Origin of the sequence: Atlanticothrix silvestris CENA357 (genome assembly GCF_016056295.1) — a bacterium.
Taxonomy (GTDB): domain Bacteria; phylum Cyanobacteriota; class Cyanobacteriia; order Cyanobacteriales; family Nostocaceae; genus Atlanticothrix; species Atlanticothrix silvestris.
In genome coordinates this window covers 17,501-29,962 of record NZ_JAECZB010000049.1, presented here as the reverse complement: position 1 = coordinate 29,962, position 12,462 = coordinate 17,501, and the positions used below count along the sequence as shown (strand labels likewise).

11 protein-coding genes are annotated in these 12,462 nt (G+C 42.4%); 2 read left to right on the top strand and 9 right to left on the bottom strand.

What is annotated here, in order from left to right; genetic code table 11:
• Positions 1-248: 248 nt before the first annotated feature.
• Genes I8751_RS15895 through I8751_RS15880 form a run of 4 tightly spaced genes read right to left on the bottom strand, consistent with a single transcriptional unit; the run spans position 249 to position 4,977 of the window.
• The gene (locus I8751_RS15895; protein WP_214440114.1) at positions 249-1,331 is read right to left on the bottom strand and encodes a cyclic nucleotide-binding domain-containing protein; all 1,083 of its coding nucleotides are present in this window, start codon (positions 1,329-1,331) and stop codon (positions 249-251) included.
• A gap of 39 nt (positions 1,332-1,370) precedes the next feature.
• Complete coding sequence (locus I8751_RS15890) at positions 1,371-2,543, bottom strand: DUF7005 family protein (RefSeq protein ID WP_214440113.1); 1,173 nt, start codon at positions 2,541-2,543, stop codon at positions 1,371-1,373.
• Complete coding sequence (locus I8751_RS15885; protein WP_214440112.1) at positions 2,540-3,352, bottom strand: MinD/ParA family ATP-binding protein; 813 nt, start codon at positions 3,350-3,352, stop codon at positions 2,540-2,542. The genes I8751_RS15890 and I8751_RS15885 overlap by 4 nt, the downstream gene beginning before the upstream one ends.
• Positions 3,353-3,408: 56 nt before the next feature.
• On the bottom strand, positions 3,409-4,977 hold the full coding sequence (locus I8751_RS15880) for a cache domain-containing protein (protein WP_225894186.1): 1,569 nt from the start codon (positions 4,975-4,977) through the stop codon (positions 3,409-3,411).
• 887 nt (positions 4,978-5,864) lie between these two features.
• Here I8751_RS15880 and I8751_RS15875 point away from each other — a divergent pair.
• Together I8751_RS15875 and I8751_RS15870 are read left to right on the top strand one after the other, a co-directional pair.
• On the top strand, positions 5,865-6,281 hold the full coding sequence (locus I8751_RS15875; protein ID WP_214440111.1) for a Nif11-like leader peptide family natural product precursor: 417 nt from the start codon (positions 5,865-5,867) through the stop codon (positions 6,279-6,281).
• Positions 6,282-6,532: 251 nt separating this feature from the next.
• Positions 6,533-7,726 carry a S8 family peptidase gene (locus tag I8751_RS15870; RefSeq protein ID WP_214440110.1) on the top strand — a complete coding sequence of 398 codons (1,194 nt, stop codon included), beginning with the start codon at positions 6,533-6,535 and terminating at the stop codon, positions 7,724-7,726.
• Between the two features lie 228 nt (positions 7,727-7,954).
• On the opposite strand, the gene I8751_RS15860 is transcribed toward I8751_RS15870, so the two are convergent.
• The 5 genes from I8751_RS15860 to I8751_RS15840 all read right to left on the bottom strand — a co-directional run bounded on the left by I8751_RS15860 (position 7,955) and on the right by I8751_RS15840 (position 11,992).
• A complete protein-coding gene (locus I8751_RS15860) occupies positions 7,955-8,746 on the bottom strand; it encodes a response regulator transcription factor (RefSeq protein WP_214440109.1) in 792 nt (263 codons plus the stop codon).
• A gap of 75 nt (positions 8,747-8,821) precedes the next feature.
• Positions 8,822-10,237: a sensor histidine kinase gene (locus tag I8751_RS15855; RefSeq protein WP_214440108.1), complete on the bottom strand. Its 1,416-nt coding sequence runs from the start codon at positions 10,235-10,237 to the stop codon at positions 8,822-8,824.
• Positions 10,238-10,884: 647 nt separating this feature from the next.
• On the bottom strand, positions 10,885-11,121 hold the full coding sequence (locus tag I8751_RS15850) for a hypothetical protein (protein WP_214440250.1): 237 nt from the start codon (positions 11,119-11,121) through the stop codon (positions 10,885-10,887).
• A 259-nt stretch (positions 11,122-11,380) separates the two neighbouring features.
• Positions 11,381-11,569, bottom strand: a complete 189-nt coding sequence (gene rpsU / locus I8751_RS15845) for a 30S ribosomal protein S21 (RefSeq protein WP_214440107.1) — start codon at positions 11,567-11,569, stop codon at positions 11,381-11,383.
• A 114-nt stretch (positions 11,570-11,683) separates the two neighbouring features.
• A complete protein-coding gene (locus I8751_RS15840) occupies positions 11,684-11,992 on the bottom strand; it encodes an RNA recognition motif domain-containing protein (RefSeq protein WP_214440106.1) in 309 nt (102 codons plus the stop codon).
• Between the last annotated feature and the right edge of the window lie 470 nt (positions 11,993-12,462).

Here is a 12,462-nt window from a genome sequence, read left to right as displayed (position 1 = left end):
TTATTTTAAATAAATTGCAAATATCTTTACAGGACTTACGCAAAATATCTCTCAAACTTTCATTCCTCAGTGCCCTCTGTGCCTCTGCGGTAGCCTGCGGCAAGCCACTAGCGTGTCTACGTTATTCCGTAAATAGTGCGTAAGTCTTACTTTATTTAAAAGTAAAAAATACAATTAGTTTTTAGATCTAATATCCAGTGTAAATAAAGCAGTCAAAAACCTACACTTTACACTATATAACGATAAATTTAATTTCTTCTTAAACAGCTTAACATCCAATCAAATTTGGTTCCGGCTAATGCCATGTTATCTAAAATATTAGAATCCAATTCATCCTCATATTCAACATTTTCATCTAGTGGTTGACCTTTGCTATAAACGCGTCTACCATAACCAACTCGGCTGAACATTTCCTGTAATCGATTTGCAAGCAGTGTAGTAATTACTCGATAAAATCGAGATGCAAAACCTATATCTTGTTGTAATTTTGCTGCTAATTGTTGTCGAGGAATTGACAATACAAGCGAGTCTCCAATAGCTTTGACAGTTGCAAAAGGTAAACTGGTATCAATGAAAGCTGTTTCTCCGACGATTTCGCCCTTTGATAATCTTGCTATCTCTCTGCTTCTAGTTTTTTCACCCTCTAGAGCCGCAAAAGCACGAGTTAAAGGATTACGTTCATCCTCAGAAACAGAAACTGTCATTGTTCCATCCAGTAGTATATACAGTGCATCTACAGGCCCTCCTTCACGGATGAGTACTGTATTAGGGGCAATTTTTTGACTAGTACCTATAGCAATCAGCCAATCAATGTCACTATCATGCAATTGTTCCAAAACAAACAGCATATCTCTGAGCGTCTTGCTCTTAACAAGTTTGCTATATCCAAGTTGAGTAATTCTGTTTGCAAGTAGAATAGCGATCGCTCGATAAAATCGAGATGCAAAACTAACGTCCTGCTGCAATTTTGCCGTCAACTGCTGGCGAGAAATCGATATTACCACCGATTTTTCAATTGCTTCAACAGTGGTAGCAGCTGGGCGGACATTAATAAATGGGATTTCTCCTACTATTTCACCACTTGATAATCTAGCAATCTCTTTCTCTAATGTTTCGCTATCCTCTATAGCTGCAAAAGCTTTATCCAGAGGATTGTTTGCAGCTTGCGAAACACTAATTGTAAATGTTCCATCCAGTATGATGTGTAGGGTATCGAGGGCTTTCCCTTGCTGTGCAAGGATAGTGCCAGCAGGTATTTCCTTTTTTTGACCCGTAGCGATCATCCAATTGATGTCGCTATTACTCAATTCCTTAAGTAGAACTTCTGTCATAACTCATATAAATTTAAGTTCAGTTTCTGGATGCTTTGCTTACTTCTTTGTGAGAGTTGTCAGCCATTGGTCTAGAATTTTTTGGATATAGGAATGCGCCTGAGAGTCAGCCAATTCTTCTAATGTCAAATAAGTTAAAGCTATTAACATAATCGGTTGACTATTAAGAGTTCTTAACTTGCCTCCATGTTTAGCATCAAAGCGTTCCAAATTCTCAGCAGCAGACTTCACCAATGCTTGTAGAATCTTAAATGCACCCTCTGAAAGCGGCGGTTGACCTCGATAATTTTGCAATCTGCCTCCTTCTCGGTAATCTGGAAACGACTCCAACCCTAGAAAGCGTAAAAACCAATCAGCCCGATAGTGTCCTATAGCCGCCACAATACCTCTGTAGTCAGCAATCAGTTCGTCGAGTAGATTGTTCCGCATCGAGCCAAATAAGCGGTGTGTGAAGTAGTGAGTACATTCATGTTCCAACCGAATGGTGAGGGAGATACGCCGCCATTCGGGTTCCAAAAGCCCGATGTCGCTGGCTGAAACATTACTATAGAAACCGTCACTCAAAATCATCAACCGATCTTGATAGAGCTGCTTTTGCGGGATTAGTCGCCTAAATTCCTCTAACCAATCACTTTCGGAGCAGTTACCAAAATTTTTAGCTGCCCACTTTTGGCGATACTGGCGAACCCGATCCCAGTTGTTGAAACCAGTAACTATGCACGCTCCCATAGAAGCAGGGACTGGTTTGGGTTCATTCCGCATGGTTAACGCCTGTACTAAAGAAACAAAATCTTCTCGGTTGTTAGTGAGCAAAACCGGGATGACTCCAGCCAAACTTTGATTTAGCATTAACTGGAGTTGTTCAGGTTGCTGCAAAATCAGACCAGTCGCTTCAGCCATACCATCAACTGTCACACCCTTACGGGTAGCAAGGCGGTACGCCTCTGTTTGGCTGATGCCTTCGAGTATGGGAAACTGTAATTGTACCAACTTGGTTGATAAAGCTTGAAAGACTCCTACCTCTTGAGCAAAAGTGGCGTATTCTTCCCAGGCGGCTACATGGGGTTCGGGTGGAAGCGGAAACTTGACGCTTAGTGTTGAAAAACTGCGATCAAAAATGTTTTGATTGTAGGCAAGCAATTCTTCTGTTTCCAAGGCCGTAGCACCATAGGAGGCAAGTACATTAGCACGAAGTTGGTGTTGATTACTCAAAAGCGATCGCCTCCCACCAATACCTTCTTTAACTCAACTCGCTCCTCAATCTGCCGAGCAATTTCTTGCACCGTCCGGCTAAAAGGATGGTCAGCGTAACGCAGGCAAAACAAACCACTGCTGGCTAGCTGAATTATCTCTTCACAAAGAGGTACAATACCAGCCACTGGAGTGTTGTAGATTGTCTCCATTTGTTGTCGGAGAGCGTTGAAATCCATTGCTGGTAGCACCTTATTAATTACCAGGAGCATTTTGTCCACCTTTAATTTTTTCGCCACTTCCACCGTTACCGCAGTACCCTGGAAGTCTTGGCGGTCTGGACGTAGGATGACGACTAAGATATCAGAAATAGCGATCGCTAGTAAGGTTTCTTCATTCAAACCAGGGTGAGTATCAATCAACAAATAGTCCAGGTTGAGATAGCGGATTAGATCCTCAAAGCCATCGTTGAGTTTGCCTACGTCATAACCCTCGCGCAAGATACGGGAAATTTCCCCTGCCTTAATACTGGAAGGAATCAGGTAGAGGCTGCCATTTGCTCTAGATGTCTCCCCTTCCAGGTTTAAAGTATGACTGACATCGTAGGCAGCATCTTGAATCACGCATCGTCCCCACAAGTAATCATTGAGGGAGCGATTCATCTTTTCCTCGTCTAGACCAAAAATAATATGAATCCCTGGTGATTGAATATCGGTGTCAATAATACCTACACGTTTTCCTTGACGCGCAATAGTAGCGGCTAAGTTTGCAGTTAAATTTGATTTGCCTGTACCACCACGAAACGAGTGAATAGACACAATTTTGGACATAATGTCATACCCCAGTTATGTGAAAACCTCGATATAGTTGCTAGCTGCGGATTTTTTCAATCAGCTACTTTTACAACGCGACCTTTAAGATTTTGTGCTTTTTGGTGTAACTGTTGGAAGTAATCGGTTTCTGTTTCATCATTTTTGGGCATTCGCTCCTTGATTTTTTGCGCTTTTTGTTGCAGTTCCTGGAAATAATCTGTGTGTGTGATTTCAGCTACCTGACGCGCCTTTTTCGCTTCGTCAATTTCAACGTTTAATTCCATCACTTGCTGTTTGAGCTTTTGCTCTCGCGCCTTCACCTCTTGGGCCATTTGCAGGAAAACACGTACCAGTTGACCAATATCATCATTCGCGTCAGACACTTTAGCTAACTGATGAGTATTAAAATCATCCTGCTCTACCAGTGATTGTGCTGCTTTTGTTAGCACACGAATCGGTTTGGCAATACTTTGCGCTAAGATCAAGGCGATAATTGCTGCGATCGCTCCTATTACCAGTAAGCTGTAGCTGTTCTGCCAAATGAGTTCATTTAAGGGAGCATCAAACTGTGCGTGGGCTTTGTTCACCCCTAACACCCAAGGTTGCTCTTGTAAGGGGGCAAAGCCGATCATTTGGCGTGTCTGCTCAATTGGGGAATAATAGCTGGTGTGACTTATCTCTTTAGCTTGGACGATCGCAGATGCTAACTCTGGAACGTCCAAGCTTTTGATTTGATCGACACCATAAAGCCTATCGGTTTCGCTCTGCTGTTGTTTGTTAGCTGGCAAGGGGACTAGGCTATGATAAAGCAGCGATTTATCAGGATGGCTGATAATGACTCCACGCTCGTCAACCAAGAAGGCATAACTTTGAGAGCCAGCCTGCAACGCATTTACAATCGCCCAGATATCTTCCCCCTTGATTTTTAAGACCGCTACACCGACAATCTTGCCGCCCTCAGACCGTACAGGATTGGAGAAATAGATGCCCGGTCGTCCACTCGTTGTACCAACTATAACGCTGGAAACGTAAGGGCGTCCCTGAATGCTAAAGCGGAAATATTCACGGAAAGCGTAGTTTTGAGCAATGAATGTAGGGTCGGTGGCAGCAAGGCAGCGCCCCTTTGTATCTATGATGTAGACAACATCATAGTCGGGATTAGAGCGAAAGACGTTATCTAACGTTCGTTGCATTGAGGAGCGGAAGGCTGTTTGCTTCTGAGGATTAGTAGCAGCCAGAAAACCCACTACATCCTTATCAGTGCTGACTTGGACGGCAACGCGCTGGATATCGATAATTAGCTGGTCGAGGCGACTAGCGTTACTGGTGGCTAAAAGTTCCAGTTTGCGGTATTCGCTGTCCTCTGCACTCTTGAGGCTCTCTTGGAGGTTGTGATAGGTGGTGAAGCTCATCGGTATGAGGGCAACTGCAAGCAGTGCTACCGAGAGTTTCGTTCTGATAGACCAGGCAGAGGGGTTAAACAGGGACTGCTTCGCCTTAACAAGAACCTTTAAAAAGGCTCGCCGATTTTGCCAACCAGAACGCGGTAGGATAGGAAACCGAGCATCCGAAACATTGTCGATTCCTTGGTTAGGAAGTGATTCTTTCTCTGAAGCAGGAGAATTACTTGTTGTTTTGCTCATATTACACCTCTTGCTAGGGCGTAAGTAGATTTGGGTTCATCCTGCCAGTGATCTGACCACTGGATGCGAATCGCTACATTCAATAGAAGAGAAGTTTGAATTACCAATTACCATTAACTCAACTTTAGTTTGGTAAAAAAATTCCTCAAAATCAAGATGCCTGAAAGTTATTTTGCTTTATTTGACAGTCAGGTCTTTAAATATTCAGATATTGAGTTTTAAGACATTTAATTGAATTACTTTAGAAATGTCTATCAAGGTTTTCCCCAATATCAGAAACTAAGTCTTTGCCCTCTTTGTAAACGTCAGTAACAAAGTCCTTAGCGACTGTCTACTACTTTGCCTAATTCTATACCACCGGAAACCAAATAAGCTCTTCATCAGATAACTCATTATATTGCTGTTGGGAATCAATTTTATTTTTAGGATTAATTGGATTCTTTATCATGGTATATTTTCCCTTGGAATTTTTTAGTGTACTTCATCGAAATACTATCGGTGACTAAAGTTAATTAATCATTTTTAGTTTCATTGAATTTATCAACTTTTTTATTTAAACGAACTGAAGGTTTAGATTGACATCTAATAAATTAGGATATCCAGAAGCTAAATATAATGCACAATATTTGTGTAAAACTAACATTTATTTTTACCTTGATATCAAAAAAAAATATTAGTTCCATCAAAAGATAGTGTATGGTAATTACCTTCAAAACTCAGTTAGTCTTTTTACAAGTTCAGCATTTCTAACTTGATTGCTAAAGCATAAAAGGATGAAATGTCTGAGCAAAGTTTGCTGAAAATCACGAACAGTGATCAAAATGCAACTTAGAGTTAATAGCTCAATCTGTAACCAAACTGAATGTTATTTACTGAAGGAGAAAGATATGTCTATTCAAGATGCCAAGGCGTTTTTTAATGCGATCATTACGGATGATAATTTCCGAAGCCAACTTCAAAGCCCTAAAACTGATGAGGAACGTGCTGTAGCTATAAGAGCGGCAGGATATGATTTCACTCCAGAAGAATCTCAGCAGTTACTGAATCAAATTACTGAAGCAGCAGCTATTGGTAGCAGTCTAAGTGAGGCTGAACTAGAAGCAGTCTCTGGAGGAATAACAGGAGGAATACTAGGAGGAATAGTAGGAGGACCTCCTGGTGCGATTGTAACTGGTGCCGCAACTGGTATTGGCGGGGCTGTTGGTGGGGCAATAAACGGAGCGATCACTGGGGATGATCCAGTTACAGGTGCTGTTGGTGGGGCTGTTGGTGGGGCTGTTGGTGGGGCTGTTGGTCCAGCATAGCTCCATCAGCCCAGATAATAGTTCTACTCTGGTAAATTCTAAATAATAACCAAAGCTAAAGAGCAGCTAAGTATACTTGTTTAGCTGCTCTTTACTCTCAACGTAACTTTTGGAAGTAAAAGTTTCTCTCAATGAATCTAAACAAAAATATTACCTTCAGATCAGGAAAGTTTAGCAATTTTAGACAGATCGTACAAACCTTTCCGAAAGATTTGAAACTCCTCCAAACAATCGTTACGTCAGGGATGATTGTGACAACTGCTGCACTTGGGAGCTTTGTTGCCAAGGTTCAGGCGGCTACCTTCACCCTACCAATTGAAGCAGCAGCCCAAGCTACAGGGGTTGATGTTTTGCGCGATCGCTACGGTCTAGATGGCACTGGAATCACCATCGGCGTACTATCAGATAGCTTCGCCACAGCAAAGACCTTCGATGCCTCTAACAATCAGGATACTTATGCCACCAATATAGCCGATGGCTACTTACCATCTAATGTTAACGTGCTAAAGGACTATGCTAAACCTGGTACCACGGATGAGGGTCGCGCTTTATTGCAGATCATTCATGCTGTGGCTCCAGGAGCTAACTTAGCGTTTCACACAAGCTTGAACACCACGGATACCTTCGGTCAAGGCATTCAGGCTCTAGCGGCTGCCGGGGCAGACATAATTGTAGATGATTGGGGCTATTTTTACCCTCCGATCGCTCCTCCTGATACACCTTTAAATCTACTAGATTTGGAGCCTCCGGACGGCCCAATTAACCAGGCGATTAACGCGGTAGTTAACCAGGGGATTTCTTATTTCACTAGTGCTGATAATAATTATCTTCCCCCCAATAGCCAAGTGCCTGGTATTCCAATATACGGGCATCCAAATAACCCAAATGCACTGACCGTTGGAGCAGTGTACTACGGGAACGCGGAATCCTACTCAAGCAAAACATTCGATGTTGTTGTAAAGCAGGGGCAGCTAGAACCATTCTCTTCGGAAGGCAACCCAGGTTCTTTAAAGCCGGATGTTGTGGCTCCGGATGGGCTAGCAATTTCCTTTGACTTAGGTGGAGGTTCTCCTCTTGATGCCAACCCCGACTTTTACACTTTCTTAGGTACCTCGGCATCGGCTCCTTTCACAGCCGCAGTTGCAGCACTTTTACTAGAGGGCGATCCAAGCGCAACACCTACTGAAATCTATAATGCTCTAAGAGATACGGCTGACAGCCCTTCGTTAGGCTTTGACTCCAGACTTGGCTTCGGACTGATCCAGGCAGACGAGGCTATTGTAGCACTGGGTGTGGAACCCAAACCAGTCCCCGAACCTTCTGCAACTTTAGGCTTGCTAGGTGTTGGTGTTCTAATTGTTGGTTTGCGCCTGAAACCCCTTAGCAGAAGTTCAAGATTATGGTTAAGCTCAGTCAGAGGTGAGACTTCAAAGCCTTTAGTTTGAGCAGCAAAAGGGTTTTACGATTACTGAGACGCTAGTTCAGCTTTTAACTAACCCAAGTTGCGGGTTATCGACTGATGCCCAATCGCCTTTAACAAATCGTCTGTAATAGCATATATGGCAATTATTTCGTTTAACATATAGCCCTCCTAATTTTCTTCTTGGAGGGCATTTTATTGCTTAACTGTCCCAAAGCGATCGCCCATCAGAGTAACTAGCAACTTGGATTAACTACTGGATGCGCTGGGCCTTCCGCCAAACTTGGGGGGTAGTCCTATGATATTGGCGAAACTGGCGGTAGAAATGCCCCTCATTCTGATAACCCACAGCCTCAGCAATCTGATTTACAGATTGGTCGGTTTCTAAAAGTAAGGTACGCACTGCTGCCATCCGGCGCTCGACAATCCAATGATTCACTGGTTTTCCTGTCTGGCGTCGCACTAAGTCGGTTAAGTAAGCTGGAGAGTAACCTACTGCTTGGGCTACATCACACAGAGTAATCGATTGAGAATAGTTGGCTTCGATAAAGTCGAAAACCTCTTTGAGTTGAGGGCAAGTAGGCAAGAGTGATTGGGTATCTGTCGATGTGCCTGTGTCAGTACTTTGGGGTTCTGGGACTGGTGGAGACTGAGCAACATAGCACTGGCGCATGGTTGCTTGTTTTTCTAGTCGAGTTGCGATCGCTTCCAATAATTCCTCTATTGTTGAGGGCTTAGTAAGATAGTCGTCAGCTCCCAAATTCATCCCTTGACGAACCTCAGTCTTAGTAGATTTGGCGCTGAGAAAAATGAAGGGAATTATTGCCGTTAAAGGGTTTTGGCGCAACGTAGTCAAGACATCATAACCATCTAATTCTGGCATCAGAATGTCGCAAAGCACCAAATCAGGCAAGTGTTCTTGTGCTTGCTGAATACCAACAAGACCATTTTCTGCAGCGATCGCTTCAAACCCCTCTGCTTGTAAACTGTCTAAAAATATATCTCGGCTTTCTGGCTCATCTTCAATCACTAGAATTTTAGTCATAGTGTCCCCTTGATGTTAAGCGTCAGGTGAATTATGAATATTCATAGACTTTCTGGCTGTCCTGTTACAGAGATGTCACTGCGCCGGCAGGGCAATTGTGAATGTAGTACCTACTCCAACCTCGCTGGCAACTGAAATTTGACCACCATGCAGGTCTACAAGCTTTTTGACAAGTGCTAATCCCAATCCATTACCGGGGATATTGCCGACATTCATACCGCGATGAAATGGCTTAAATAGTCGTTGTTGATCTGCTACAGAAATGCCAATTCCTCGATCCTTAATCTGAAAAATCACTTTTTCATCCCAACAAGAAACTAACAAATCAATCGTGCTGCCGTTTGGAGAATACTTGACTGCATTTGAGAGCAAATTCCTAAGAATAGGCTGTAGCAATTTTGGATCTACGCAGACTGTACAATCACCTTGACTAATTAAAGTGACTCTGTACTCAGAGGTCTCCCGTGACGCAGGTATTGGGAAGCTATTGTATTGCCCAGAGTTGTGGGAGCAGAGGCTCCCTTTGCTCGAAACTTCTCCCTTAGGAGAGGGAGATTCTCTGTGTAGTAGCAACTGGCGTGATTCTTCCCAGGAGAAAATGTCAAAAGGGTTTCCCGGCATCAAGCAAGTGGCGTTGATTGGGTTCAAATTCATTTCTGCCAATATCTCACTGCACAATTGGATCGGATTCAGTGGTTTTGGCTCAAACTTGAGCTTTCCTGCTTCTGCTCTACCGTTGAGGAAAATTTCATCCATCAATTGGCTGATTTGTTCAACTGCTATTTCCAAGCGTTGCAAGTATTGTAATTTTTTCTCTTCAGTCCACCGATGAACATGACGCTTCAGTAAACTAGCGGATAGTGAGATGATATTTAACGGAGTGCGAAATTCATGAGAAAGCATAGAGAAAAAGTGCGCTCTGTGTTCAGTCAGTAGTTTTTCTTGTTCTAAAGCTGTCTCTATCTGCTGGCGCAAAACTTTCTCGCGGTATAATTGCTGATTAGCGTTTCTTAATTCAGCTACAAGCTGTTGCACTTTGCAATTTAATACTTCATTAACCTTTTGTAAGACCATAGACGCCTGCTGGCGTTGACTGATGTTGCGGATCAAGATACAGCCATATTCGCTAGAGTTGTATTCCAAATAGATAATAGTAATTTCTACAGGGAGGGTCTGCTCTTCTTTAGTTCTATATAAAGATTCAAAATATAGGTAGCCCTGCTCTTTAATAGTTCTCCAATGCTTTGACCAAACTGCTGGCGAAAAGTCTGGTTTAATATCGTGCATAGTCATAGAGAGTAATTCTTCACGAGAATATCTCACCAAATTACACGCTGCATCATTAGCGTAGAGAAACCGCGCATCTGGCTTTACCCAAAAAACTGCATCTTCCATATCAACAATTATGGGCTTAGTATGCTGTAACTCTTTTTCTAGTAGCAGTCTGATTGGGAAGTTGTTTTGCTCTAAAATGCGGTTGTTAATAACCATAGTTCAAGTTACTGCAATTACTGAATAAGCTTTTAAAAATGACTTTCATCACTAAGCTGCTGGTTACATTTGGTCTAATACGGCTTTTGTCGAATTGAACCTGAATTGCGGCTTCCGGGAAACTTATGGAAGCATTTCAATCCTTTAAGTCAGGCTTTGTTTTCTCAAATTCATAGAAGGCGGCAGAAATCTTCATCCCCTTGTGAGTGGTCACTCCCGCCACCGCTTGGGGCATTGGGCATGGAACATTGGTAATCCTTCCCCATGCCCAAAAACTTCATCCCCTTGTGGGTGGAGTTTTTCATACTCATAACCTATGTAATGTCGATACAGATCCTATTTATTTCTCTTGCTACTACAAATTTTTTTACACGAATATCGGATTTTCGTTACAAAAGTATACTTATTTTTTTAAGCAAAAATCAGTTTTTTGCTTGGAATTGCTCATCAGGAGGTTGTTCGTGGGAGCATTCCAATTTTTTGCAAAGAGGGTAAAAATCAGTAGCCTAATACCAATTCGTAATTCGTAATTCGTAATTCGTAGTTCGTAGTTCGTAATTCGTAGTTCGAGGTTTGAGTTTGTTACCGAATTTTAGAGAATTGGTATTATTGTATCTATTGCCCGAAGGCAATATATTTCGGTGGCTTTATCTGTAGCCGAATTTTAGAGAATTGGTATTAGGCAATTGCGTTTTTGATTTTTTGGCTTTTCGCGGTGCAACCTGTTGGACTGCTTTGGCGAAATCGGCAGCTGTAGGAAAGAGCTTTTCTTGGGCTGCGATCGCTACGGCTTGTTGAAGCTTGTCGGTTGTTTTGACCAGTCGGAGTAATGGCCGCGAAGGTTTCTTGGATGCTGATACTGATGTTGAGATTGCTGTAGTCAAGGGTTGAGGTTTCGCCGCAGATATAGTCGCTAATAGCGGTATTGTCCTCTGTGCATGATGCCTACAGTCTACTGTGTGTACACCGTAACCTAAAAGGCGAGGGAGGCCGGGAGGGAGAGGTCTGTCGAACTCACGTTAAACTAAGTGGCAACTGCTATAAATTCAAAAATTTTGTTGCTTAATTGTATCAAAAAACCATAAAGAAAGCCCTCATAAATTCTATGAAGGCATCCATTTCCATTTATATATATGTCATTCCTTAAGTGCGGAACCGTCTTTTGCTCTGCTTCTGCAAAGCAAGTTTTTTGCGCTTGCATTTTTCAATAGGCGTTTCAAAGTGACGATGCTTCCTCATATCTTGAAAAATCCCAGCTTTGGAAACTTCTCGCTTAAATCGACGTAATGCTGACTCAATGTGTTCATTTTCGCCTAATATTACTTGGGTCATTATCTTTCCTACTAAATTGACTTAACCAATGGCTTTTTCGGAGTAACAGTCCAAAAAGAGACAGACTCATTGTCTAACTAAAGACTAGCTTGTAAAATTATTAGATTTCACAACTTAGTAGCGGTTACGTCCACCGCCTCCACCGTATCCCCCCCGATTACCACCAGAAGAACCTCTGTCTTCTCTGGGCTTGGCTTTGTTAACTTTGAGGGCACGACCCATCCATTCAGCACCATCAAGAGCTTCAATGGCAGCTGTTTCCTCAGCGTCTGTTCCCATTTCCACGAAAGCGAAGCCTCGCGGACGGTCTGTTTCCCTGTCAGTTGGTACTTGAACCCGCTTTACAGAACCATATTCGGCAAAAACACCTTTAATATCATCTTCTGTAACTTGGTAAGAGAGATTACCTACATAAATCGACATCAATTTTCTCCAAAATCATAAGCGTGTGGAGATTTAAATTTCGGAGAGAAGCCTGTGAATACTAAAAACAAACCCTGTCACCGAATTAACTCTCATTTTTTAGGATGACATAGAAGCCAACTCTCTGCATTCACTAAAAGGTTAATAGATGGTTAACCCGTGAGATGATGAGGTGGCTACGGTTGCTTCAGGTTAACCCAACACCAGAAACTCATCTGTTTAGATGTAGTAAGAGCGATCGCCGATGCGCTGATGACTGCCTCGCCAATGCGCTACCTTGCCTCTGGGTGAGTTAAATTATCCCGTCATTATGCAACGCCTAATATTTCATCGATTATTTTTTGTACATCTATATTACTATAAAATTGCGAATAATTGACATTTAGTCTATCGCTAAATTAACAATTATCATCTAATTAGTCGCAAATCTTAAAAAAAGACGCTTAATTTGTCGTAAAAGCCTGAATTAG

Excerpts from the sequence above, each read along its gene's own strand:
- I8751_RS15860 (WP_214440109.1), bottom strand. The coding sequence starts at position 8,746 with ATGACTAAAATTCTAGTGATTGAAGATGAGCCAGAAAGCCGAGATATA.
- I8751_RS15840 (WP_214440106.1), bottom strand. The coding sequence starts at position 11,992 with ATGTCGATTTATGTAGGTAATCTCTCTTACCAAGTTACAGAAGATGAT.
- I8751_RS15895 (WP_214440114.1), bottom strand. The coding sequence starts at position 1,331 with ATGACAGAAGTTCTACTTAAGGAATTGAGTAATAGCGACATCAATTGG.
- rpsU (WP_214440107.1), bottom strand. The coding sequence starts at position 11,569 with ATGACCCAAGTAATATTAGGCGAAAATGAACACATTGAGTCAGCATTA.
- I8751_RS15880 (WP_225894186.1), bottom strand. The coding sequence starts at position 4,977 with ATGAGCAAAACAACAAGTAATTCTCCTGCTTCAGAGAAAGAATCACTT.
- I8751_RS15855 (WP_214440108.1), bottom strand. The coding sequence starts at position 10,237 with ATGGTTATTAACAACCGCATTTTAGAGCAAAACAACTTCCCAATCAGA.
- I8751_RS15875 (WP_214440111.1), top strand. The coding sequence starts at position 5,865 with ATGTCTATTCAAGATGCCAAGGCGTTTTTTAATGCGATCATTACGGAT.
- I8751_RS15885 (WP_214440112.1), bottom strand. The coding sequence starts at position 3,352 with ATGTCCAAAATTGTGTCTATTCACTCGTTTCGTGGTGGTACAGGCAAA.